We start from the raw sequence: 23,115 nt of genomic DNA, 5'->3' as shown, positions 1-23,115 counted from the left end.
GGAGGCCGGATGCGGCGGCAGGAAATCTGGCTGGAGACAGGGCAGGCAGCCCGGGCAGCGATGCTGCTCGGCATCCTGTTCCTTGTCCGCCCCGCTCTGGGCCAGACGCCGCCGCAGGCAGGCTGGTCGCTTTCGACCCAATTCGGACCAGGCTGGACCAGCAACCCGAATGATCTGCCCGGCCGCCAGAAGGGCGATGCCTATTGGGCCATGCAGCTCGGCCTCGGCTATCGCCAGCCGCTCTGGGACGGCGCCGCCCTGGCGGGTATCCTCGGCACGGGAGCGGACTGGTATGCCCGCGAACGGGATGCCGGCTCCAACCGTCTCTTTGGCTCGCTCTCCTTCACCCAGGCCTGGCGCGGGGCGACACTGTCACTGGGCGTGACTGCCCGGACCAGCATGGACCAGCCGCTTCGGGCCCATGACGACGCCAGTCAGGATGTCTCGCTCGGCCTGTCCAGGGCCATCACCCTCGCCCCTGACTGGACCCTGATCCCCAGCCTCGGCGCGGCGCGGCGCTTCTACCAGAACGGCACAAAGAACGACATCCGCTTCCGTTCCGGCCTCGTCCTCGCACGGAAATGGAATGCCTGGACCTGGCGCCTCGGCGGCACGGCCTCCTATCTCCTCGAGGACAATACGCCCATCCTGCCGCGCATCCGCGACCGGAGCTGGAGCCTGTTCCTCTCTTCGACCTATGAATGGGAGAAGGATCGCGAGATCGGCCTGCGCCTCGCCTATGCCCGGACCTATTCGAGCTATGCGCCGAACCGCTTCCGGTCTATCGCGCTGGCCCCGCAGGTCTCGGCGACGTTCCGGTTCTGACACGAAAAAGGGGCCCGCGGGCCCCTTTGGAACAGCCCGGACGCGCCCTGCTCAGTTGCGGATCGCCGCCATCATGGCATTGAGGCCATCGAGCTTGGCCTGTGCGCGGGTACGGGCCTCGTCGGTCTTCGCATCGCGGAGATCTTCCTCGGCATTGCGGATCTGGCCGCTCAGCGCTTCGGGATTGATCTCGTCTAGCGGGACGGCCTGTTCCGCGAGCACGGTCAGCCCGGCCTGCGAGACATCGGCAAAGCCACCGCGCACGAACAGCCGCTGGCCATTATCAATCGTGACAACACCGCTCCGCAGGGCTGACATGAACGGCGCATGGTTGGCGAGAACCGTGATTTCCCCTTCGGAGGCGGGAACGACGACCTGCGTCGCCTCGCCCGAGAAAAGCACGCGTTCCGGAGAAACGAGTTCGAAGGGGAAAGTGGCCATGGTCAGGCCGCCTCGGCCGCGAGCTTCTGGGCCTTCTGGACAGCTTCCTCGATGGTGCCGACCATGTAGAAGGCCGCTTCCGGCAGGTGGTCATACTTGCCTTCGCAGAGGCCCTTGAAGCCGGCAATCGTGTCCTTCAGCGACACGAGCTTGCCCGGCGAACCGGTGAAGACTTCGGCCACGTGAAACGGCTGGCTGAGGAAGCGCTCGATCTTGCGGGCGCGGGCCACGGTCAGCTTGTCCTCTTCGGAAAGCTCGTCCATGCCCAGGATGGCGATGATGTCCTGGAGCGACTTGTAGCGCTGCAGGATCGACTGAACCTGGCGGGCGACGCCGTAATGCTCCTCGCCGACGATCATCGGGGAGAGCATGCGCGAGGTCGAGTCCAGCGGGTCGACCGCCGGATAGATGCCCTTTTCCGCGATGGAGCGCGACAGAACGGTCGTCGCATCCAGATGGGCGAAGGAGGTGGCGGGCGCCGGGTCGGTCAGGTCATCCGCCGGCACGTAGATCGCCTGCACCGAGGTAATCGAGCCCTTGGTGGTGGTGGTGATGCGCTCCTGCATCGCGCCCATATCGGTCGCGAGAGTTGGCTGATAGCCCACCGCCGACGGAATGCGGCCCAGCAGCGCCGACACTTCCGAGCCGGCCTGCGTGAAGCGGAAGATGTTGTCGACGAAGAACAGCACGTCCTGACCCTTGTCGCGGAAATCTTCCGCAACGGTCAGGCCGGTCAGGGCAACACGCATGCGGGCGCCCGGCGGCTCGTTCATCTGGCCATAGACCAGGGCGCATTTCGAACCCTTGGTCGAGCCGCCATTTTCCTTCGGGTCCATGTTGACCTTGGACTCGATCATTTCGTGATAGAGGTCATTGCCTTCGCGGGTCCGCTCGCCCACGCCGGCGAAGACCGAGTAGCCGCCATGCGCCTTGGCGACGTTGTTGATCAGTTCCATGATCAGCACGGTCTTGCCGACGCCGGCGCCGCCGAACAGGCCGATCTTGCCGCCCTTGGCGTAAGGCGCCATCAGGTCGACGACCTTGATACCCGTTTCAAGGATCTGCGCTTCGGTCGACTGCTCGGAATAGGCCGGCGCTTCCTGATGGATCGCGCGGCGGCCGGCTGTCTGGACCGGGCCGGCTTCATCCACCGGCTCGCCGATGACGTTCATGATGCGGCCGAGCGTTTCCTCGCCCACCGGCACCGAAATCGGCGCGCCGGTATCGGTGACAGGCGCACCGCGAACCAGACCCTCGGTCGAGTCCATCGCGATGCAGCGCACCGAGTTCTCGCCGAGATGCTGCGCGACTTCCAGAACGAGCCGGTTCCCGAGATTGTCGGTTTCGAGCGCGTTGAGAATTTCGGGGAGTTCGCCGTCGAAATGCACGTCGACGACGGCGCCGATAACCTGTGCGATGCGACCCTGCGGCTTGGCCATGACTTTACCCTCGTTTCCTGATCCGATGCTCAGAGCGCCTCGGCGCCCGAAATGATTTCAATGAGTTCCTTGGTGATCATGGCCTGACGCGAACGGTTGTACTTCTGCGTCTGCTTCTTGATCATCTCGCCCGCATTGCGCGTGGCATTGTCCATTGCGCTCATGCGCGCGCCCTGTTCGGAAGCGGCATTCTCGAGCAGGGCCCGGAAGATCTGCACTGCGATGTTGCGCGGCAGCAGCGTCGACAGGATTTCCGCCTCGTCGGGCTCATACTCATAGGCCGCCTTCGTCCCGCCTTCGCCCGAGCCGATCTCGGCCGGAATGAGGCCCTGCGCGGTCGGGATCTGCGAGATCACCGAACGGAAGCGCGAATAGAACAAGGTCGCGACGTCGAATTCACCCTGCTCGAACAGGCCGATCACCTTGGTGGCGATCATCTCGGCCTCGCCATAGCTCAGATGCTTGACGGCGCGGAGATCCACAACCTCGATGATGTGACGCTCGTAATTGCGCTTCAGCTGCTCGAAGCCCTTCTTGCCGACGCAGAGGATCTTCACCGTCTTGCCGGCAGCAAGCAGGCTGTTGATCCTTTCGCGTGCCAACCGGACGATCGACGAGTTGAATGCACCGCACAGGCCGCGCTCGGCCGTGCAGACGATCAGGAGATGGACCTGATCCTTGCCATTACCGGCCAGCAGGGCCGGCGCATCCGAGCCGGAAATGCCAGCAGCGAGATTGGCCAGAACGGCTTCCATCTTGGAAGCATAGGGACGGGCCGCTTCGGCTGCCGCCTGGGCACGACGCAGCTTCGCCGCGGCCACCATCTGCATGGCCTTGGTGATTTTCTGCGTCGCCTTCACCGAGGCGATGCGATTGCGGAGATCCTTCAACGACGGCATGTCAGGTCCTGATCCGGTGAACCATCAGCCGGGCACGGAGCCCAACCGACGGAAATGCCCTTACGCGAAGCTCTTCGTGAACCCGGCGACGATGTCCTTCAGCTTCGCGGCATTCGCGTCCGAAAGGTCCTTCGTCTTGCCGATTTCGGCCAGAAGATCGGCATGCTTGTCACGCAGCAGCGAGAGAAGGCCGTCCTCGTAGGCGCGCACCTTGTTGACCGGCAGGCCGTCGAGATAGCCGTTGACGCCGGCATAGATCACGCAGACCTGCTCTTCCATCTTCAGCGGCGAGAATTGCGGCTGCTTCAGGAGCTCGGTCAGGCGCGAACCGCGGTTCAGGAGGCGCTGCGTCACGGCATCGAGATCCGAGCCGAACTGGGCGAACGCCGCCATCTCGCGATACTGGGCCAGCTCGCCCTTGATCTTGCCCGCAACCTTCTTGGTCGCCTTGGTCTGGGCGGCCGAGCCGACGCGCGACACCGAGAGACCGACGTTCACGGCCGGGCGGATGCCCTGGAAGAAGAGGTCGGTTTCCAGGAAGATCTGGCCGTCGGTGATCGAGATCACATTGGTCGGAATATAGGCCGACACGTCGTTGGCCTGGGTTTCGATGACCGGCAGCGCCGTCAGCGAACCGGCGCCATTGGCGTCGTTCAGCTTCGCCGCGCGCTCGAGCAGGCGGGAATGGAGATAGAACACGTCGCCCGGATAGGCTTCGCGGCCCGGCGGGCGGCGCAGCAGCAGCGACATCTGGCGATAGGCCACAGCCTGCTTCGACAGATCGTCATAGATGATGACGGCATGCATGCCATTGTCGCGGAAATATTCGCCCATGGCGCAGCCTGCGAACGGGGCAAGGAACTGCATCGGCGCCGCATCCGAGGCGGTGGCGGCCACAACGATGGAATATTCCAGCGCACCGCGCTCTTCGAGCACTTTCACGAACTGGGCAACGGTCGAACGCTTCTGGCCGACGGCGACATAGACGCAATAGAGCTTTTGGCTCTCGTCATTGCCGGCATTGAGCGGCTTCTGGTTGAGGATCGTGTCGAGCGCGATCGCGGTCTTGCCGGTCTGGCGGTCACCGATGATCAGCTCGCGCTGGCCACGACCGATCGGGATCAGCGCATCGACGGCCTTCAGGCCGGTCGCCATCGGCTCGTGCACGGACTTGCGGGGAATGATGCCCGGCGCCTTCACGTCCACGCGGGCACGCTGGGTCGCCTTGATCGGGCCCTTGCCATCGATCGGGTTGCCGAGTGCATCGACCACGCGACCAAGCATTTCCTTGCCGACCGGAACGTCCACGATGGCGCCGGTCCGCTTGACGGTCTGGCCTTCCTTGATGTCGCGGTCCGAACCGAAAATGACGACGCCGACATTGTCCGATTCGAGGTTCAGGGCCATGCCGCGCACGCCGTTCTCGAACTCGACCATCTCGCCGGCCTGGACCTTGTCGAGGCCGAAGACACGCGCGATGCCGTCACCGACGGACAGGACCTGCCCGACCTCGGCCACTTCGGCCGAAGCGCCGAAATTCTTGATCTGCTCCTTGAGGATCGCCGAAATCTCAGCGGCGCGGATATCCATCGGTCAAGCCTTTCGTATTAGCCGTTGTTCATCGCGAGTTTCATCGCGTTGAGTTTGGTTTTGAGGGAGGCGTCGATCATCTTGCTGCCCATCTTGACGACGAGGCCGCCGATAATCGCGGGGTCGACCTTTTCGGTCAGCGAAATCGTCTTGCCGGCGCGCGCCTCGAGAGCCTCGATCACGGCCTGGCGGTTCTTGTCCGAAAGCGGCGCGGCCACGGTCACTTCGGCCGGAACGATGCCCTTGGCCTCGGCAACGAGCGCGCGATAGCCGGCGATCATGCCGCGGACGGCAAACAGGCGGCGTTTTGCCGCAACCAGCTGCAGAAAATTGGCGGCGAGACCGCCGATCGTCGCCTTCTTCAGGACGGCGCCAATCGCGGCGGCCTGTTCATCGGCGGTGAAGACCGGGTTACGCACCATCCGGTCGAGATCCTCGCTGCCGTCAAGCAGCGCGGTGAAACGGTCCAGCGCATCGCTGACAGCATCGACCTGCTTCGCCTCGGTGGCGAGTTCGAAAAGCGCGGAGGCATAGCGCCCCGCAATTCCGGAAACGATCGGGCTGGATGAGGCCACGACAAGCGTCTTTCGTTTCTGTCATTCCACCTGGTCGGGCAGCTGCATGCGGAGAACCGCGACAACGAACCGGAGAACCGGGTGGAATGCCCGCAGGGCGGGGTCAATCAACGGATCAGGCCCGTCGGCCAGAGCAACCTGCTCTACAACGGGCTGCCGGTCGCTAACAAAACTTCACCGCCTGCGCAACCCCTTTCACGCCGCACGATCCGCGACCTTCGGCGAGGGCGCAACGTTCGCGGCCATGTGTTGCTGCAACGCACAAGGTTACGCACTGTTTCGCGCCTAAACAGCGGACGCGACTCAGAAAAAATTGATGGGATCAACATCGATATCCAGGCGGGCGCCACCCCGCGGCGGGCCAGCCCGGCCGACCATGGCCCGCAGCAATCCCTGTAGCGGTGCCTGCCGCCCGGCCTTGACGATCAGCCGCACACGATGGCGCCCGCGCAGCATCGCCATGGGCGGCTCTGCCGGACCGAGGAGATGGACGGAAGCCGAGAGATCGCGTTCGCTGATGAGCAGCTGCCCGGCCTGCGCCAACAGCCGCGCATGGGCCTCGGCGGCCGGCTTCTCGCGGGCAGAGACGACGAGGCTGGCCAGCCGTCCGAAGGGAGGCAACCCGGCTGCCCGCCGGGAGGCGATCTCCTCCGCATAGAACCGTTCCTGATCCCCGGCCAGCATGGCGGCAATGACGGGATGCCGCGGCTGGTAGGTCTGGAGCACGCCACGCCCTGCCCTTTCGCCGCGGCCCGCGCGGCCTGTCACCTGCATGAGCAGCTGGAAGCTGCGTTCTGCCGCGCGCGGATCATTCGAGACCAGCCCGATATCGGCATCGATCACCGCGGCCAGCGTGAGATGCGGGAAGTTGTGTCCCTTCGCGATCAGCTGTGTGCCGATCACGATCTGGAAATCGTGCCGGGCCACGGATTCAAGCTCGTCGCGCAGGCGCTGGGCACCGCCGGGGAAATCGCTCGACAGGGTGATGCGCCGATGATCCGGGAAGAGATCGGCGATTTCCTCCGCGATGCGCTCCACGCCGGGCCCACAGGCGGTCAGGCTTTCCTCGGCACCGCAGGCCGAGCAGGTGGTCGGCCGCCGCTCCGTATGCCCGCAATGATGGCAGACCAGAGCCCGCCGGAACCGGTGCTCGACGAGCCAGGCATCGCATTGCGGGCATTGCCAGCGATGGCCGCATTTCCGGCACAGGGTCAGCGGCGCATAGCCCCGGCGGTTGAGGAAGAACAGCACCTGCCCGCCGGATTCGAGCGCCTCGCGCGTCTGGCGCACCAGCTCCGGCGAGAGGAACCGCCCCGGTTCCGGCGCATGGACCCGCATGTCGATGGCCGAGATTTCCGGCATGCTCCGGCCCTGCGCGCGGTTGGGCAGCCGGAGATGCCGGTAGCGCCCCTGCGCGGCATTGACCTGGCTTTCGATCGAGGGCGTTGCCGAGGCCAGCACGATCGGGCAGGGCTCGACCTGCGCCCGGAGCACTGCCATGTCCCGTGCATTATAGCGGACAAGGTCATCCTGCTTGTAGGCTGCCTCGTGCTCCTCGTCGACGACGATCAGGCCGAGAGCCCGGAACGGCAGGAACAACGCCGAACGCGCCCCGACCACGACGCGGGCCTCGCCTTCGGCCACGGCATGCCAGGTCCGGGCCCGCCGGCCCGGCGCGATGCCGGAATGCCACGGGCTGGGCTTGCCGCCGAAGCGACGTTCGAATCGCGTCAGGAATTCGTTGGTCAGCGCGATTTCGGGCAGCAGCACCAGCACCTGCTGCTCCCGCTCCAGTGCAGCAGCGATGGCCTCGAAATAGACCTCGGTCTTGCCGGACCCGGTAACGCCCTCCAGCAGATGCGCGGCAAAGGCGCCGCCCCGGACGGCCTCCCGCAGGGCCGTGGCGGCCTCCTCCTGCTCGCCGGACAAGGCGGGGCGGGCATGGTCCGGGTCGAGCCGGTCCGCCCGACCGGCCGGGGCAAGTTCCACCACCTCGAACACGCCTTCATCGACGAGCGCATCGATGACCCCGCTCGAACACGAGGCCCGCTCGGCAAGTTCGCGCCGGGTTTGCAGCAGGTCGCCCTGCACCGCCGCCATCACCCGGGCACGGGTCGGCGTCAGCCGGGCTGGCTGGCGGCCGGTTGCCCTCAGGGCCAGGCGGGGGCGCTCGTGCATGTCCTCATCCGGATCGCGCACGGCCATCCGCGCCACCATGCCGAGCGGGGCGAGCGTGTAATCAGCGACGCGCTGGATGAAACGGCGCATCGGCCCGGAAAGCGGCGGCAGGCTTGTCTTGCCAAGCAGCGGCTTCAGATTACCGCCCCCGTTTGGACTGACGGACCACACCACGCCGAACGTCTCGCGCGGGCCCAGCGGCACGCGCACGCAATCGCCCGGCGCCACGGACATTCCCTCGGGAATCCGGTAGGAATACGGATGTTCGACCGCCACCGGCAGCGCAACCTCGGCCACCAGGGCCCGCGCATCCCCCACGCTGTCGTCGATGTTCCCGGCATCCATGGGCTCGCTCCTACCATGATTCCGGGCGCTGGCGAGGCCGAGAACCCCGCCTTAACCCGGGCAGGCCACAATCGAGATGGGGAACGGAGACACGGATGTTGCTTGAGGAATGCCGGATCGCCTGGCTGCGCGCGCTCTCGCATGAGCGGCTCTATTCAGCAAAGACGATCGAGGCTTATGGCCGCGACGTTCTGCAATTCCTCGCCTTTCTCGGGCCGGAAAGCCGCTCGCCGGAATCCTTCCTTGCGGTCCGCCCGGCTGATCTGCGCCTGTTTCTCGCAGAGCGTCGCGAGAAGGGCGTGGAAAGCCGCTCGATCATGCGCCAGCTCGCGGGCCTGCGGTCCTTCGCCCGCTATCTCGAGCGCGAGGGCCATGGCCATGCCTCGGCCTTCAAGGCGGTGAAGGGCCCACGCATCCGCAAAGGCCTGCCGCGGCCGCTCGCCCCGCAGGATGCCCGCGCGACCGCGGCAACAGCCACGCGGGCCGGCGAGGCGCGCGAACCGTGGATCCTCGCCCGCGACGCTGCCGTCTTCGCGCTGCTTTATGGCGGCGGACTCCGCATTTCCGAGGCTCTGTCGCTGAAGCGCCGTGATGCCCCGCGTTCGGCTGGCGACGTGCTGACCATCACAGGCAAGGGCGGGAAGGTCCGTCAGGTGCCGGTGCTACCGCTGATCGTCGACAGCATCGCCACCTATCTCGCGCTCTCGCCCTGGAAGACGGGGCCGGAAGGACCGCTCTTCCTCGGAGCGAAAGGCGGGCCGCTCTCACCCCGCATCATCCAGCTGGCCATGGAAAGCCTTCGTGGCGCGCTCGGCCTGCCGGATTCGGCCACGCCGCATGCGCTGCGTCATTCCTTTGCCACCCATCTGCTGGCCCGCGGCGGCGATCTCCGCACCATCCAGGAGTTGCTGGGCCATGCCTCGCTCTCCACGACGCAGGTCTATACCGAGGTCGACACGGCCCGCCTGATGGCTACGTACAAGGCTGCTCATCCGCGGGCGGGATAAGGCCGGACAAGCGGCCGTTCCCCTCAGAGGTGGATCTGCCGCTTCTCGACCGCCATGGCCGCTTCCTTGACGGCTTCGCTCATCGTCGGATGGGCATGGCAGGTGCGGGCCAGATCTTCGGACGAGCCGCCGAATTCCATCAGCACCGCCGCCTCGTGGATCATCTCGCCGGCACCGGCCGCGATGATATGCACGCCCAGCACGCGGTCGGTCGCCTTGTCGGCCAGAACCTTCACGAAGCCATCCGTTGCACGGTTGGCGCGGGCGCGGCCATTCGCCGTGAAGGGGAACTTGCCCACATTGTAGGCGATGCCCGCAGCCTTGAGCTCTTCCTCGGTCTTGCCGACTGTCGCCACTTCCGGCCACGTATAGACCACGCCCGGAATGACGTCGTAATTCACGTGGCCTGCCTTGCCGGCGAGGATCTCGGCCACGGCAACGCCCTCGTCCTCGGCCTTGTGGGCGAGCATCGGGCCGCGCACCACATCGCCGATGGCATAGATTCCCGGCACATTGGTCGCGAAATGATCGTTGATGATCACCCGGCCGCGCTCGAGCGCCACGCCGGCCGCCTCGAGGCCAAGGCCTTCGGTATTCGGCCGCCGGCCGATCGCCACCAGCACGATATCGGCCTGCACCGTTTCGGCCGCACCACCGGCAGCGGGCTCCACCGTCAGCGAAACGCCGGCCTCGGTGCTGGCGCCGGTGACCTTCTTGCCAAGATGGAAGGTGATGCCCTGCTTCTCCAGCATGCGCTGGAACTGCTTGGCCACTTCCGCATCCATGCCCGGCAGGATGCGGTCGAGATATTCGATGACCTCGACCTTGGCACCGAGACGCCGCCAGACCGAGCCGAGCTCCAGCCCGATCACGCCCGCACCGATCACGACCAGCTTGCCCGGGACCTTTTCAAGCTCAAGCGCGCCGGTGGAAGAAACGATCTGCTTCTCATCGATCGTCACGCCCGGCAGCTGCGCCACCTCGGAGCCGGTCGCGATAACGATCGACTTCGTGTCGAGCACCTGCTGGGTGCCATCCGCTGCCGTGACCTGCACCTTGCCCGGCGCCAGGATCGTGCCGAGCCCGTGGAAAGCCTCGACCTTGTTCTTCTTCAGCAGGAAGCCGACACCGGTCACATTGGCATCTACCGTGTCCTGCTTGTGCTTCATCATCGCCGGCAGGTTCAGCTTCGGCGCGGGCACATCGATCCCAAGCGCGGCAAAGCCATGGCCGGCCTCGTCGAACATTTCGGAGGCATGGAGCAGCGCCTTGGAGGGAATACAGCCGACATTGAGGCAGGTGCCCCCATGCGTCTTGCGCTTTTCCACCACCGCAACCTTGAGGCCGAGCTGCGCCGCGCGAATGGCACAGACATAGCCGCCCGGGCCGGTGCCGATGACGATGAGATCATAAGCCATGGTTCTTTTCCTTGTTGGTCTGGTCAGCCTCGGCCGCCCGAAACGTTGAGAATGGCGCCTGTCACGTAGGAAGCCTCGTCCGAAAGCAGCCAGCTGATGGCCTGCGCCACCTCTGCGGCCGTGCCCTCGCGCTTCATCGGCAGGCTGTCACGCACCTGCGCCACCCGGTCGGGCCAGCCGCCGGAAGCGTGGATATCTGTGTCGATAATGCCGGGCCGCACCGCATTGACGCGGATCCCCTCGGCCGCCACCTCGCGGGCGAGCCCGATGGTAAAGCTGTCAATCGCCCCCTTCGAGGCGGCATAATCGACATATTGCCCCGGTGCGCCGAGCGTCACGGCCGCCGAGGACAGGTTGACGATCGCCCCGCCCTGGCCGCCATGCTTGGTCGACATGCGCTTGATCGCCTCGCGGGAAGGCACGAAGGAACCGACGATATTGATCGAGAACATGCGGTTCAGCCGCTCGACGCTCATCTCGTCGACCCGCGCTGGCATATCGACAACGCCGGCATTGTTGACGAGCACCTTCAGCGTGCCGAGCGCATCCGCCGCCGTGAACAGACGCAGCACATCCGCCTCGACCGCCACATCGCCCTGAACCGCCGCGGCAGAGCCGCCAGCGGCCACGATCTCCGCTGCGAGAGACTCCGCTGCCGCCTTGTTGCCGGCATAGTTCACCACCACGGCATAACCCTTGGCAGCCAGAAGGCGGCAGCAGGCCGCGCCAATTCCGCGAGAACCACCGGTGACAAGGGCAACAGGGGCCATAAGCAGTCTCCCTCAGGATTGCGGGACCAGGTCCGCCAGCCGATCGAGGACCGTGGCGAGACCCACCGGGTTGAGTACCTGCTGGCCATCCCAGGGCCAGGCCCAGAGCAAGGTTGCGAGCAGTTCGGTGACCGGGCGCGATGGAGAAGCAGCAACAAGCTGCCGCACCTTCTCGTCGATCTCGGGCCCGAACACGACAGAGCCCCGGAGGATGTCGCGGATCGGGTCCTCGCCGGGCCTTTCGCCGCCCATGACGTTCAGAGATCCATCACCAGCCGGGCCGGATCCTCGAGGCTTTCCTTGACGCGGACAAGGAAGGTCACAGCCTCCTTGCCGTCGACGATGCGGTGATCATAGGACAGCGCCAGATACATCATGGGCCGGATCTCGATCTTGCCGCCGATGGCCACGGGCCGTTCCTGGATCTTGTGCATGCCGAGAATGCCGGATTGCGGGGCATTGAGGATCGGCGTCGACATCAGCGAGCCATAGATGCCGCCATTGGTGATCGTGAAGGTGCCGCCGGCCATCTCCTCGATCTTGAGCTGGCCGTCACGGGCGCGCTTGCCGAAATCGGCGATCGTCTTCTCGATCCCCGCAAGGCCGAGATGATCCGCATCACGCAGGACCGGCACAACGAGGCCCTTCTCGGTGCCAACGGCAATGCCGACATGGTAGTAGTTCTTGTAGATGATGTCCGTGCCGTCGATCTCGGCATTGACGCCCGGCAACTCCTTCAGCGCCTGGACGCAGGCCTTCACGAAGAAGCTCATGAAGCCGAGCTTCACGCCATGCTTCTTCTCGAACAGGTCCTTGTACTGGTTGCGGAGCGCCATGACGGCGCTCATGTCGACCTCGTTGAACGTGGTCAGCATGGCCGCCGTGTTCTGGCTTTCCTTGAGGCGACGCGCGATCGTCTGGCGCAGCTTGGTCATCTTCACGCGCTCTTCGCGGGAGGCATCCGACGGGGCGGAAGCGGCACGCGGCGCGGCAGGGGCGGCAGCCGGGGCCGGGGCCGGAGCGGCAGCGGCACGGAGCACGTCTTCCTTGAGCACCTGGCCACGCTTGCCGGACCCTTCGGTGACCGAAAGGCCGGTTTCCGCCATCATCTTCGCGGCGGAAGGCGCCGGCGGCATCGCCGTGGGCTGCACGGCCGGGGCCGCGACCGGCGCCGGGGCGGCAGCCGGAGCCGGCGCGGCGGCAGGGGCGGCCACAGCCGCTGCACCACCGGCACTGATCATGCCCAGAAGCGCGCCGACGCCAACCGATTCGCCGTCCTTCGCCACGATTTCCGACAGGGTGCCGGCCGCCGGGGCATTGACCTCGAGCGTGACCTTGTCGGTCTCGAGTTCAAGCAGCGGCTCGTCGGCCTTGACGGCATCGCCGGGCTTCTTGAACCACTTGCCGATCGTGGCTTCCGACACGCTCTCGCCGAGGGTCGGGACGCGGATTTCAGTGCTCATAGGAGTGAACCTTTGTTCGGTCTCTGGAAGGGAATTCAGGTGGCGAAAGCTTCGTCGAGGAAGGCCTGCAATTGCTGCATATGCTTCGACATCTGGCCCACAGCCGTCGAGGCCGAGGCCGGGCGGCCGACATAGCGCAGCTTCTTGGCCGAGGAGCCGGACTGGCTCAACAACCATTCCGAATACGGCTCGACGAAGGACCAGGCGCCCATATTCTTCGGCTCTTCCTGGCACCAGACGACATCGGCCTTCTTGAAGCGCGACAATTCGGCGACGATCGACTTGAGCGGGAACGGATAGAGCTGTTCCACGCGCAGCAGATAGACATCGTCGATCCCGCGCTTCTCACGGTCCTCGAGCAGGTCGTAATAGACCTTGCCGGAGCAGAGGATGACGCGACGGATCTTGGCATCCGGCTTGAGCTTGAGCGGCGCGCGCCCGAGTTCGGCATCATCCTTGAGGATGCGGTGGAAGGAGGTGCCTTCGGCGAGTTCCGCCAGGTCGGACACGCAGCGCTTGTGACGCAGCAGGCTCTTCGGCGTCATCAGGATCAATGGCTTGCGGAAGTCGCGCTTGATCTGCCGGCGGAGTACATGGAAATAGTTTGCCGGCGTCGTGCAATTCGCCACCTGCATGTTGTCTTCCGCGCAGAGCTGCAGGAAGCGCTCGAGCCGGGCCGAGGAATGCTCGGGACCCTGGCCTTCATAGCCATGCGGCAGCAGGCAGACGAGGCCCGACATACGCAGCCACTTGCGCTCGCCCGACGAGATGAACTGGTCGAACAGCACTTGCGCGCCATTGGCGAAATCGCCGAACTGCGCTTCCCAGCAGACCAGCGCATTCGGCTCAGAGAGCGAATAGCCATACTCGAACCCGAGCACCGCCTCTTCCGAGAGCATCGAGTTGATGACCTCGTAGCGCCCCTGCCCGGCCTCGACATGGTTGAGCGGGGTGTAGCGCGTCTCCGTTTCCTGGTCGATCAGCACGGAATGCCGCTGGCTGAAGGTGCCGCGCTCGCAATCCTGCCCCGACAGGCGGACGCGATGCCCCTCCGTCACGAGAGTGCCGAAGGCGAGGGCCTCGCCCATCGCCCAGTCGATCCCCTCGCCGCTCTCGACCATTTTCCGGCGGTTCTCGAGGAAGCGCTGGATGGTCTTGTGGATGTTCATTTCCTTCGGAACCGTCGTGATCGCGAGGCCGATCTCCTTCAGGCGATCGATCGCAACACCGGACTGGCCGCGACGCGGATCATCCTCGTTTTCCTTTGTCGACTTCAGACCCGCCCATTTGCCGTCGAGCCAGTCAGCCTTGTTCGGCTTGTAGGCCTGGCCGGCCTCGAACTCGGCCTCGAGGCGCGAGCGCCAGTCCGCCCGCATCTTCTCGACTTCGCCCTCGGTCACGACGCCTTCCGCGACGAGCTTGCGGGCATACATGGCCAGCGTGCTCTCATGGGCGCGGATCTTCTTGTACATGACCGGCTGGGTGAAGCCGGGCTCGTCGCCCTCGTTATGGCCGAAGCGCCGATAGCACCACATGTCGATGACGACCGGCTTCTGGAACTTCATCCGGAATTCGGTGGCGACCTTGGCGGCGAAGACGACGGCTTCCGGATCGTCGCCATTGACGTGGAAGATCGGCGCCTCGACCATCTTCGCCACATCCGAAGGATAGGGCGAGGAGCGCGAATAGCGCGGATAGGTGGTGAAGCCGATCTGGTTGTTGATGATGAAATGCACCGACCCGCCAGTCCGGTGGCCCTTCAGCCCCGAAAGGCCGAAGCATTCCGCCACGACACCCTGGCCGGCAAAGGCCGCATCGCCATGGATGAGCAACGGCAGGACGGCGCGGCGATCATCCGGCGGGCAACCGAGCTGGTCCTGCTTCGCGCGGACCTTGCCGAGCACGACCGGGTTGACGATTTCGAGATGCGACGGGTTCGGCGTCAGCGAAAGATGGACGCGGTTGCCATCGAATTCGCGGTCGGACGAGGCACCGAGATGGTACTTCACGTCGCCCGAGCCTTCCACATCGTCCGGCGCGAAGGAGCCGCCCTTGAACTCGTGGAACAGCGCCCGGTGCGGCTTGCCCATCACCTGCGTCAGTACGTTGAGGCGGCCGCGATGCGCCATGCCGAACACGATATCCTGCACACCGAGATTGCCGCCGCGCTTGATGATCTGCTCGAGGGCGGGGATCAGGCTCTCGCCGCCATCCAGCCCGAAGCGCTTGGTGCCGGTGAACTTGACGTCGAGGAACTTCTCGAACCCTTCCGCCTCGACCAGCTTGTTGAGGATGGCGCGCTTGCCCTCGCGGGTGAAGGTGATTTCCTTGTCCGGCCCCTCGATGCGCTCCTGCAGCCAGGACTTCTCGGCCGGCGAGGAGATATGCATGAATTCGTAGCCGATCGTCTCGCAATAGGTGCGGCGGAGGATCGCCATCATCTCGCGGATCGTCGCGAATTCCAGCCCGAGCACGTGATCGATGAAGATCTTGCGGTCCCAGTCGGCCTCGGTGAAGCCGTAGGAGGAGGGATGCAGTTCCTCGTGGTCCTTCGGACCCTCGATGCCGAGCGGATCAAGATTCGCGTGAAGATGGCCGCGCATGCGATAGGCACGGATCATCATGAGCGCATGGACCGAATCCCGCGCGGCGCGCTGGACATCGGCTTCCGAGATGGCGCTGCCCTTGCCGGCAGCTTCCGCCTTGCCCTTCAGCTTGTCGCCGACGGCCTTCTCGACCGCCGCCCAATTGCCGTCGAGCGCCGAGATCAGCTCGCCATTGGCCGCGACGGGCCAGTTCTTGCGCTTCCAGGACGGGCCGGGCGCGGCCTCGGCATAGAGCGCCTCGAAATAGGCGGCGCTGTCGCCGCCGATGGCGGCCAACTCGTCGGCGTTGTCGAAATCGCGGTCCATCTGAACGTCCCCTGGCGGTTCAATCGACGATGAAAAGTCTGGCGCCGCGCGGCGCAACGGAGCGATGCGGCTCCGCGCCGTCGGCGACCTGGTAGCTCATGCCCGGCCGGAGCACGAAATGGCGGCCATCGGCGAGCGTGGTTTCCAGCTCGCCCTCGAGACAGAGCAGGACATGCCCCTTCTCGCACCAATGGTCCGACACATAGCCGGCCGAATACTCGACCATGCGGACGCGAATGCGGTTTTCCTGCGGCCCGAAGGTCTGCGTGCGCCAGAGCGCCTCGCCGGCCTCGCCGGGATGACGGGTCGGCGGAATCGCCGACCAATCCGTGGTTCCGAAAGGAATCTCCGACATCCGCATCTGGATCAGGCGCCCTTCAGCACCTCGACCAGGGTCTTGCCGAGCCGCGCCGGCGACGGCGAGACGCGGATTCCCGCCTCTTCCATGGCGGCGATCTTGTCTTCCGCGCCGCCCTTGCCGCCGGCGATGATCGCCCCGGCATGGCCCATGCGGCGGCCCGGAGGCGCCGTGCGGCCGGCAATGAACCCGACCATCGGCTTCTTGCGGCCGCGCTTGGCCTCGTCCTTGATGAACTGGGCAGCGTCTTCCTCGGCCGAACCGCCGATCTCGCCGATCATGATGATCGACGCCGTCTTCGGATCCGCGAGGAACTTCTCCAGCATGTCGATATATTCGGTGCCCTTGACCGGGTCGCCGCCGATGCCGACCGCCGTCGTCTGGCCGAGGCCTTCCTGGGTGGTCTGGAACACGGCTTCATAGGTCAGCGTGCCGGAGCGCGAGACGATGCCGACATTGCCCGGCTTGAAGATATTCGCCGGCATGATGCCGATCTTCGATTCGCCGGCCGTCACGACACCCGGGCAATTCGGCCCGATCAGGCGCGACTTCGAGCCCGTCAGGGCGCGCTTCACCTTGATCATGTCCTGCACGGGAATGCCTTCCGTGATGCAGACGATGAGCGGGATCTCGGCCTGGATGGCCTCGCAGATCGCATCCGCGGCGCCGGGCGGCGGCACATAGATCACCGAGGCATCGGCCCCGGTGGCATTGCGGGCCTCGACAACCGTGTCGAAGACCGGCAGGCCGAGATGCGTGGTCCCGCCCTTGCCCGGCGAGGTGCCGCCGACCATCTTGGTCCCGTAGGCAATCGCCTGTTCGGAATGGAAGGTCCCGTTCTTGCCGGTAAAGCCCTGGCAGATGACCTTGGTGTCTTTGTTGATGAGAATGGACATCGTGGTTCCTCTGCCTGACCTTAACCCTGGACGGCCTTGACGATCTTCTGGGCGGCGTCATCAAGGTCATCCGCGGGGATGACGTTGAGGCCGGATTCCCGGATGATGGTCTTGCCTTCCTCGACATTCGTGCCTTCGAGGCGGACGACGAGCGGAACCTTGAGGCCCACCGCCTTGACCGCGCCGATCACGCCGCGCGCGATGACATCGCACTTCATGATCCCGCCGAAAATGTTGACGAGGATGCCCTTCACCTTCGGATCGCCGGTGATGATCTTGAAGGCCGCCGTCACCTTTTCTTCCGTCGCGCCGCCGCCGACATCGAGGAAGTTCGCCGGCTCGGCGCCGTAGAGCTTGATGATGTCGAGCGTCGCCATGGCGAGGCCGGCACCGTTGACCATGCAGCCGATCGTGCCATCGAGCGCGATATAGGCGAGGTCGAATTTCGAGGCCTCGATCTCCTTGGAATCCTCTTCCGTCAGGTCGCGGAGTTCCATGATCTCGGGATGGCGGTAGAGCGCGTTCGAATCGAAGCCGATCTTGGCATCGAGGCACTTCAGCTTGCCATCCTTGGTGATGATCAGCGGGTTGATCTCCAGCATGGCCATGTCCTTCTCGACGAAGGCCTTGTAGAGCTGTGCCGTCAGCACTTCCGCCTGCTTGGCGAGATCGCCGGTCAGGTTGAGCGCCTTGGCCACCGCGCGGCCGTGATGCGGCATCACGCCGGTCGCCGGATCCACCGAGAAGGTGATGATCTTTTCCGGCGTGTCATGGGCGACAGCCTCGATATCCATGCCGCCTTCGGTCGAAACAACGAAGGCTGTCTGGCCGGTCTCGCGGTCGACGAGCATGGAGATGTAGAACTCCTTCTCGATATCCGAGCCATCCTCGATATAGAGGCGGTTGACCTGCTTGCCGGCCTCGCCGGTCTGGATCGTGACGAGCGTGTTGCCGAGCATTTCCTTGGCATGCTTCTCGACCTCGTCGATCGAGAAGGCGAGGCGCACGCCGCCCTTCGCTTCCGCCGGGAGTTCCTTGAACTTGCCCTTGCCGCGGCCACCCGCATGGATCTGGCTCTTCACGACGTAGAGTGGGCCCGGAAGCATCTTCGCCGCTTCCACGGCCTCGGCCACCGTCATGGCCGGAAAGCCGGCCGAGACATTGGCGCCATAGGCCTTGAGGATCGCCTTGCCCTGATATTCATGGATATTCATCGGTTATTCCTTCGGAATGGCATTCGGCATGGGGCAATCGGCAGTCAGGAGGCACAGCCGGCCCATGCCGGCTGCCCTTCGCCGACGGCCTTATTTCAGCGACGGATTGATGGTCTTGCAGGCCTCGACCAGCCCCTGTACCGAGGCGATCGACTTCGCCATCATCTCTTTCTCGGCCGGATTGAGGCGGACCTTGACGATGCGCTCGACACCCTTGGCACCGATCACCACCGGCACGCCGACGAACATGTCCTTCACGCCGTAATCATTCTTGAGATAGGCGGCGCAGGGCAGGACGCGCTTCTGGTCGTTGAGGTAGCTTTCCGCCATGGCAATGGCCGAGGCGGCCGGCGCATAGAAGGCCGAGCCGGTCTTGAGCAGGTTGACGATCTCGCCGCCGCCCTTGCGGGTCCGCTCGACCATCGCGTCGAGCTGTTCCTGGCTGATCCAGCGCATCTTCACGAGGTCGGTCAGCGGGATACCGGCCACCGTCGAATAGCGGGTCAGCGGCACCATGTCGTCGCCATGGCCGCCGAGCACGAAGGCGTTGACGTCCTTCACCGAGACATTGCACGCATCGGCGATGAAATGGCGGAAGCGGGCCGAGTCGAGCACGCCGGCCATGCCGACGATCTTGTTGGGCTTCACGCCGGAGAATTTCTGCAGCGCCCAGACCATGGCATCGAGCGGGTTGGTGATGCAGATCACGAAAGCCTTCGGGGCATATTCCTTGATGCCCTTGCCGACGGCTTCCATCACCTTGAGGTTGATGCCGAGCAGGTCATCGCGGCTCATGCCCGGCTTGCGCGGCACACCGGCGGTAACAATCACCACATCGGCGCCTTCGATGTCCTTGTAATCCTGCGTGCCCTTGTAGGCCGCATCGAAACCGTCCACCGGCGCCGATTCGGCAATGTCGAGACCCTTGCCCTGCGGGATGCCCTCGGCAATGTCGTAGAGAACCACGTCACCGAGTTCCTTGAGACCGGCGAGATGGGCGAGCGTGCCGCCGATTTGGCCTGCACCGATGAGGGCGATCTTGCGACGTGCCATGGGGTCTTCCTGAAGGTCTGCGGACAGATGTCCGGTTGCGGGTCAAGCACCGGAACCAAGGCGGAGCGCCGGCGCGGGAACCGGCTTGCGCCGGGTTGGGTCAAGCGGGTAGCGGGACTTGCGAAGAGCGGCAAGCCACAAACGGTAAAACAGATGATTTTGCTGCTTACCAAACCCCTAATTTGGGAAAGCTCGGAAGTCAGGGATATTCATTCCACGTTTTTTCAATGACTTAATCAAATCGAGATTCAAGGTTTGTCGCCAAACCGTCACAATAGGTTATGTTACAAAAATTAAAATATGTAACTTGTAATCCTATTTCCTGCCGCTCATCGCCCGAACGACCCAGCGCACCACGCGATCACGCCGCGCTTCCGACCCCACGGAATCGGCCTTGCCCAGCCAGACCATTCCGGGATCGCAGAACCGGCAGCCGAGATCGAGCGCCAGCACGGCCATGCGCCGGGAATCTCCGCCCGAAAAGAGGCGGGTCACGTTTCCCTCCTCGATCACCCGCTCCACCAGCCCCTCGACGCGCTTCCGGTGCCGCTCGGCCTCCGCCGGCGCAAATTCCGGCTCCGCGAGCAGGTGAAAGATCGCCGGATCCTGATGGATGGCGTCGGCATAGGCCCGGGCCAGCGTGGAGAGAAAACGCTCGAGCTTGTCATCGGCCGGATCTGGCCCGTCGACAATATCCTGCAGCCGTTGCTCGATGATGCGCAGCCAGCCATTCAGCACGGCCTCGATGAGCGCGATCTTGTCGGCGAAATAGCGGTAGACATTGGCGTGGCTCATGCCGAGCCGGCCGGCAATGCCCGAAATTGTCATCCGGCGCGGGCCGATCTGCCGGATTTCCGTTGCCGCAGCGGCAATCAGGCGGTTCCGGACACTCTCGACCATGCCGGCAGAATTCATGTCTCCACCAGCCCCGTCGTATTGCCGGAAGCCTCGCTGTCCGGCCGCCCATGGGGCAGGGCGAGATAGGATTCCGAGCGCATCTCCATCAGGCGCGAGATCGTGCGGTCAAACTCGAAGGCCTCATGGCCGCGATCCGCGACATAAAGGGCCTCGACCGGCTTCTCGGCCGAACAGACCAGCTTCACATGATGTTCGTAGAGAATATCGATCAGCGTGATGAAGCGCTTGGTCTCGTTCCGCCGGTCGAAAGTGAGGGCGGGAATATCGTCCAGCACCAGCGTATGGAAGGTCCGGGCAATCGCGAGATAATCGAGCGAGCCGAGTGGCCGGTTGCAGAGTTCATCGAAGCTCGCCCGGGCGATAGCGCCCGCCGCCTGCGGCAAGGTCAGTTGCCGGCCGCCGACATCAAGGCCGCGCGGCTTCGGTGCCGCCCCGCCCGAAAGCTCCGCGAACAGGCTGTCGAGGGCCGCCCGCGCCGCATCGCCGTTCGGGCTGTAATAGACCGGATGGCCCTGCAGGCGTTCGAGCCGGTAATCGGTCCGGGCATCCAGCCGGACAACGTCCATCCGCGCCTCGATCAACCCGATGAAGGGAAGGAACAGCGCGCGGTTGAGCCCGTTCCGGTAGAGCTGCTGCGGCTCCACATTCGACGTGGCGAGGATCACAACCCCGCGCGCGAAAAGCGCCTGGAACAGCCGCCCGAGGATCATCGCATCCGCAATGTCCGTGACGGCGAATTCATCGAAGCACAATACCCAGGCTTCCTCGGCCAAAGCCTCGGCGACGGGCTGGATCGGATCGTCGCCCTTGACCAGCCCCTGCTTGGCCTGCTGCCGCCAGGCATGGATGCGCTGGTGGACATCGGCCATGAAGGCGTGAAAATGCGCGCGCCGCTTGCGCTTGACCTGAAGATGCTCGTGAAAAAGGTCCACGAGCATGGTCTTGCCCCGACCGACCGAACCCCAGAGATAAAGTCCGCGGATTGGGTCAGCCGGCGCCTTCCGGCTGAACAGCCAACCGAGCGCCGAGGTTTTGCGGGCCAGGCGATGCGCCTCGAGTTCGGCCGCAAGCGCATCCAGACGGCGGACGATCCGGGCCTGCGCAGGATCGGATTCGAGCCTGCCTTCCTGCACCATCGCGGCATACCTTGCCGCAATCGCTCCCGCCATCTTGCGTCTTCCCGTGCTGTTCCGGTCGCTCTTTCGCATGAGCGGGGGCACCCCGCAAGGCGCAGCCGAAATCGGGAATGCGCGACGGCACAGAACTTGCCATCGAAAAGCCCAAAGCCGGATTTATTGCAGTGCAACAAAAGAACGGGAGAGCGCCTGTCACGCGAAAGCTGAAGGACAATTGCGATGCCCAAGATTGACCTGGACCGGATCACCTACCGGAAGCTTCTGCCGACGGATCATCCGGCCTTCGAAACCCACCTGCTGGCGCTCGATACCGGGAGCCGACGGACCCGCTTCGGCACGACCACCAATGATGCGTTCCTTGAGCAATATGCCGCCCGATGCATCACGCTGAATGCGATCATCCACGGCGCCTTCCTTGATAACAGGATGATCGGCGCGGCAGAGTTGCGCCCCTTGGGCGAACTCTTTACCGGCGAGGCCGAGATCGCCTTCTCCGTCGAAGCCGAATGGCGCAATTGCGGGATCGGCACGGAACTCTTTGCCCGGACTCTCCGCTCCGCCCGCAACCGGGGCTTCGGGCGGCTCTATATGAGCTGCCTCCGGCATAACGCGCCCATGCGGGCTCTGGCCCGCAAATTCGCCGCCGAGATCCTCGTCGAACTGGATGAATCCGTCGCGCTGGTCGAGACCCCGCGCCGGACCATCATCTCGCTGATCCGGGAGGCAATCGACGATGCCACTGCCCGCTCGTCCGGGCATGGCTGGGAATGGTCGCGACTCTGGCTGGCGCGCCGGCCGGCAACGCCGCCGGCCTCGCGCGTCGGCTGAGGCGTTCAGCCGCTCGGCATTGCGGCGGGCACATGAGGTGATAGGGCCACTTCCAACCTGGAAGAGCCCTGATCCGGCCCCTTATTTGGACATGGTCAGCGGAGCGCCGGATTTCGCGGTCGCGCCAGAGAAGTTCTGCTGGCCGGCCTGGCGAAGCCGGGCCACGACACCACCGCCGGGCTCATAAAGGATGACTTCGCTGCCCGCCAGCTCCCAGGCATTGACACGCTGCAACTCCCGATTCTGGCAGCCGGACGTACCGGCGCCATAAAGATCGAGCTTCGGCGCGCTGGAAAGCGTGACACGGCAGCTGGCGCCATTGCTCTCGCGCACGGACCAGTTCCCGATCAGGCCCGTCCGGGTCGGAGCCGATGGCGTGGTATTGACCGGTGGAGCGACCGGCGCGGTCGCGACACGATTGGCGGGGTTGGCGCCTGGAACAGGTGTTTGCGGCGCGGCCGGCGGGTTGATCGTCCCGGTCGCCGGCGGAAAGGGATCGCCGGGCGCAACCGGCGGCGGAGCCGTTGCGACATTGGCGCCCGGAGGAGGCGGCAGAGCCGAAGATTCGACTTCTCCTGCCGGCGCCGGGGTCAATGGAGGCGGCGCGGCGACAATCTCGTTGCGAGGAGCCGGGCGATACGGCTCGCCGGGCAGCAGGGAACCAAGTCGCGAACTGGCCTCGCACCCTGCGAGCAAGCCGCCCAGCGGCAGCAGCAGAAACATCCGGAATCGAAGGCCTTGACGCACGTGAACCACCCTGTCCCAAAACCCGGTTTCTGCAGGTTTCTGCCCATATAATTGCTGACAAGCCATGAACAAGGCCTGACTTTCCGCCCGGAAGCGGACTTGA

The 23,115-nt window shown here is 64.8% G+C and carries 20 protein-coding genes and 1 pseudogene; 3 read left to right on the top strand and 18 right to left on the bottom strand.

What is annotated here, in order from left to right:
* Positions 1–9: 9 nt before the first annotated feature.
* The gene (locus tag P0652_RS04080; RefSeq protein ID WP_284177494.1) at positions 10–825 is read left to right on the top strand and encodes a hypothetical protein; all 816 of its coding nucleotides are present in this window, start codon (positions 10–12) and stop codon (positions 823–825) included.
* A gap of 51 nt (positions 826–876) precedes the next feature.
* On the opposite strand, the gene P0652_RS04075 is transcribed toward P0652_RS04080, so the two are convergent.
* The 6 genes from P0652_RS04075 to P0652_RS04050 all read right to left on the bottom strand — a co-directional run bounded on the left by P0652_RS04075 (position 877) and on the right by P0652_RS04050 (position 8,292).
* The gene (locus tag P0652_RS04075; protein WP_284177493.1) at positions 877–1,266 is read right to left on the bottom strand and encodes a F0F1 ATP synthase subunit epsilon; all 390 of its coding nucleotides are present in this window, start codon (positions 1,264–1,266) and stop codon (positions 877–879) included.
* 2 nt (positions 1,267–1,268) lie between these two features.
* The gene (gene atpD / locus P0652_RS04070; protein WP_284177492.1) at positions 1,269–2,705 is read right to left on the bottom strand and encodes a F0F1 ATP synthase subunit beta; all 1,437 of its coding nucleotides are present in this window, start codon (positions 2,703–2,705) and stop codon (positions 1,269–1,271) included.
* Between the two features lie 29 nt (positions 2,706–2,734).
* The gene (locus tag P0652_RS04065; RefSeq protein ID WP_284177491.1) at positions 2,735–3,604 is read right to left on the bottom strand and encodes a F0F1 ATP synthase subunit gamma; all 870 of its coding nucleotides are present in this window, start codon (positions 3,602–3,604) and stop codon (positions 2,735–2,737) included.
* Positions 3,605–3,664: 60 nt separating this feature from the next.
* Positions 3,665–5,194, bottom strand: a complete 1,530-nt coding sequence (gene atpA, locus P0652_RS04060; RefSeq protein ID WP_284177490.1) for a F0F1 ATP synthase subunit alpha — start codon at positions 5,192–5,194, stop codon at positions 3,665–3,667.
* A 17-nt stretch (positions 5,195–5,211) separates the two neighbouring features.
* Positions 5,212–5,769, bottom strand: a complete 558-nt coding sequence (locus tag P0652_RS04055; protein WP_284177489.1) for a F0F1 ATP synthase subunit delta — start codon at positions 5,767–5,769, stop codon at positions 5,212–5,214.
* A gap of 303 nt (positions 5,770–6,072) precedes the next feature.
* Positions 6,073–8,292 carry a primosomal protein N' gene (locus P0652_RS04050; protein WP_284177488.1) on the bottom strand — a complete coding sequence of 740 codons (2,220 nt, stop codon included), beginning with the start codon at positions 8,290–8,292 and terminating at the stop codon, positions 6,073–6,075.
* A 95-nt stretch (positions 8,293–8,387) separates the two neighbouring features.
* On the opposite strand from P0652_RS04050, the gene P0652_RS04045 reads away from it, so the two are divergent.
* Positions 8,388–9,299, top strand: coding sequence for a tyrosine recombinase XerC (locus tag P0652_RS04045; RefSeq protein WP_284177487.1), 912 nt, complete (start codon positions 8,388–8,390; stop codon positions 9,297–9,299).
* A gap of 23 nt (positions 9,300–9,322) precedes the next feature.
* Here P0652_RS04045 and lpdA read toward each other — a convergent pair whose 3' ends face one another.
* The 11 genes and pseudogenes from lpdA to zapE all read right to left on the bottom strand — a co-directional run bounded on the left by lpdA (position 9,323) and on the right by zapE (position 21,470).
* A complete protein-coding gene (gene lpdA / locus P0652_RS04040; protein WP_284177486.1) occupies positions 9,323–10,717 on the bottom strand; it encodes a dihydrolipoyl dehydrogenase in 1,395 nt (464 codons plus the stop codon).
* Positions 10,718–10,740: 23 nt separating this feature from the next.
* Positions 10,741–11,487 (bottom strand): SDR family oxidoreductase, encoded by a 747-nt coding sequence (locus P0652_RS04035; protein WP_284177485.1) that lies wholly within the window; start codon positions 11,485–11,487, stop codon positions 10,741–10,743.
* Between the two features lie 12 nt (positions 11,488–11,499).
* Positions 11,500–11,739 (bottom strand): hypothetical protein, encoded by a 240-nt coding sequence (locus tag P0652_RS04030; protein WP_284177484.1) that lies wholly within the window; start codon positions 11,737–11,739, stop codon positions 11,500–11,502.
* 5 nt (positions 11,740–11,744) lie between these two features.
* Complete coding sequence (gene odhB / locus P0652_RS04025) at positions 11,745–12,950, bottom strand: 2-oxoglutarate dehydrogenase complex dihydrolipoyllysine-residue succinyltransferase (RefSeq protein ID WP_284177483.1); 1,206 nt, start codon at positions 12,948–12,950, stop codon at positions 11,745–11,747.
* Positions 12,951–12,985: 35 nt separating this feature from the next.
* Positions 12,986–15,838: pseudogene (locus tag P0652_RS04020) on the bottom strand (2-oxoglutarate dehydrogenase E1 component); the annotation flags it as partial.
* A 43-nt stretch (positions 15,839–15,881) separates the two neighbouring features.
* On the bottom strand, positions 15,882–16,223 hold the full coding sequence (locus tag P0652_RS04015; RefSeq protein WP_284177481.1) for a DHCW motif cupin fold protein: 342 nt from the start codon (positions 16,221–16,223) through the stop codon (positions 15,882–15,884).
* Positions 16,224–16,228: 5 nt separating this feature from the next.
* Positions 16,229–17,116 carry a succinate--CoA ligase subunit alpha gene (sucD, locus tag P0652_RS04010; RefSeq protein ID WP_284177480.1) on the bottom strand — a complete coding sequence of 296 codons (888 nt, stop codon included), beginning with the start codon at positions 17,114–17,116 and terminating at the stop codon, positions 16,229–16,231.
* A gap of 20 nt (positions 17,117–17,136) precedes the next feature.
* A complete protein-coding gene (sucC, locus tag P0652_RS04005) occupies positions 17,137–18,330 on the bottom strand; it encodes an ADP-forming succinate--CoA ligase subunit beta (protein ID WP_284177479.1) in 1,194 nt (397 codons plus the stop codon).
* Positions 18,331–18,420: 90 nt separating this feature from the next.
* Positions 18,421–19,383: a malate dehydrogenase gene (gene mdh / locus P0652_RS04000; RefSeq protein WP_284177477.1), complete on the bottom strand. Its 963-nt coding sequence runs from the start codon at positions 19,381–19,383 to the stop codon at positions 18,421–18,423.
* A gap of 315 nt (positions 19,384–19,698) precedes the next feature.
* Complete coding sequence (locus tag P0652_RS03995) at positions 19,699–20,298, bottom strand: TetR/AcrR family transcriptional regulator (RefSeq protein WP_284177476.1); 600 nt, start codon at positions 20,296–20,298, stop codon at positions 19,699–19,701.
* Positions 20,295–21,470: a cell division protein ZapE gene (gene zapE / locus P0652_RS03990; RefSeq protein ID WP_284177475.1), complete on the bottom strand. Its 1,176-nt coding sequence runs from the start codon at positions 21,468–21,470 to the stop codon at positions 20,295–20,297. The genes P0652_RS03995 and zapE overlap by 4 nt, the downstream gene beginning before the upstream one ends.
* Before the next feature lie 186 nt (positions 21,471–21,656).
* Between zapE and P0652_RS03985 the strand changes: the two genes are divergently transcribed.
* The gene (locus P0652_RS03985) at positions 21,657–22,265 is read left to right on the top strand and encodes a GNAT family N-acetyltransferase (RefSeq protein ID WP_284177474.1); all 609 of its coding nucleotides are present in this window, start codon (positions 21,657–21,659) and stop codon (positions 22,263–22,265) included.
* Between the two features lie 81 nt (positions 22,266–22,346).
* On the opposite strand, the gene P0652_RS03980 is transcribed toward P0652_RS03985, so the two are convergent.
* On the bottom strand, positions 22,347–22,988 hold the full coding sequence (locus P0652_RS03980; RefSeq protein ID WP_284177473.1) for an AprI/Inh family metalloprotease inhibitor: 642 nt from the start codon (positions 22,986–22,988) through the stop codon (positions 22,347–22,349).
* Positions 22,989–23,115 lie beyond the last annotated feature (127 nt).

The sequence above is a fragment of the Rhabdaerophilum sp. SD176 genome (assembly GCF_030143245.1).
Lineage (GTDB): Bacteria > Pseudomonadota > Alphaproteobacteria > Rhizobiales > Beijerinckiaceae > Rhabdaerophilum.
Note: the sequence above shows the minus strand (reverse complement) of the source record. Positions and strands in the feature narration are given on the sequence as shown.

Excerpts from the sequence above, each read along its gene's own strand:
- atpD (WP_284177492.1), bottom strand. The coding sequence starts at position 2,705 with ATGGCCAAGCCGCAGGGTCGCATCGCACAGGTTATCGGCGCCGTCGTC.
- atpA (WP_284177490.1), bottom strand. The coding sequence starts at position 5,194 with ATGGATATCCGCGCCGCTGAGATTTCGGCGATCCTCAAGGAGCAGATC.
- odhB (WP_284177483.1), bottom strand. The coding sequence starts at position 12,950 with ATGAGCACTGAAATCCGCGTCCCGACCCTCGGCGAGAGCGTGTCGGAA.
- P0652_RS03995 (WP_284177476.1), bottom strand. The coding sequence starts at position 20,298 with ATGAATTCTGCCGGCATGGTCGAGAGTGTCCGGAACCGCCTGATTGCC.
- P0652_RS03980 (WP_284177473.1), bottom strand. The coding sequence starts at position 22,988 with ATGTTTCTGCTGCTGCCGCTGGGCGGCTTGCTCGCAGGGTGCGAGGCC.
- lpdA (WP_284177486.1), bottom strand. The coding sequence starts at position 10,717 with ATGGCTTATGATCTCATCGTCATCGGCACCGGCCCGGGCGGCTATGTC.
- P0652_RS04035 (WP_284177485.1), bottom strand. The coding sequence starts at position 11,487 with ATGGCCCCTGTTGCCCTTGTCACCGGTGGTTCTCGCGGAATTGGCGCG.
- P0652_RS04080 (WP_284177494.1), top strand. The coding sequence starts at position 10 with ATGCGGCGGCAGGAAATCTGGCTGGAGACAGGGCAGGCAGCCCGGGCA.
- sucC (WP_284177479.1), bottom strand. The coding sequence starts at position 18,330 with ATGAATATCCATGAATATCAGGGCAAGGCGATCCTCAAGGCCTATGGC.
- zapE (WP_284177475.1), bottom strand. The coding sequence starts at position 21,470 with ATGGCGGGAGCGATTGCGGCAAGGTATGCCGCGATGGTGCAGGAAGGC.
- P0652_RS04015 (WP_284177481.1), bottom strand. The coding sequence starts at position 16,223 with ATGCGGATGTCGGAGATTCCTTTCGGAACCACGGATTGGTCGGCGATT.
- P0652_RS04075 (WP_284177493.1), bottom strand. The coding sequence starts at position 1,266 with ATGGCCACTTTCCCCTTCGAACTCGTTTCTCCGGAACGCGTGCTTTTC.
- P0652_RS04065 (WP_284177491.1), bottom strand. The coding sequence starts at position 3,604 with ATGCCGTCGTTGAAGGATCTCCGCAATCGCATCGCCTCGGTGAAGGCG.
- P0652_RS04050 (WP_284177488.1), bottom strand. The coding sequence starts at position 8,292 with ATGGATGCCGGGAACATCGACGACAGCGTGGGGGATGCGCGGGCCCTG.
- P0652_RS04045 (WP_284177487.1), top strand. The coding sequence starts at position 8,388 with ATGTTGCTTGAGGAATGCCGGATCGCCTGGCTGCGCGCGCTCTCGCAT.
- P0652_RS03985 (WP_284177474.1), top strand. The coding sequence starts at position 21,657 with ATGCCCAAGATTGACCTGGACCGGATCACCTACCGGAAGCTTCTGCCG.
- mdh (WP_284177477.1), bottom strand. The coding sequence starts at position 19,383 with ATGGCACGTCGCAAGATCGCCCTCATCGGTGCAGGCCAAATCGGCGGC.
- P0652_RS04030 (WP_284177484.1), bottom strand. The coding sequence starts at position 11,739 with ATGGGCGGCGAAAGGCCCGGCGAGGACCCGATCCGCGACATCCTCCGG.
- sucD (WP_284177480.1), bottom strand. The coding sequence starts at position 17,116 with ATGTCCATTCTCATCAACAAAGACACCAAGGTCATCTGCCAGGGCTTT.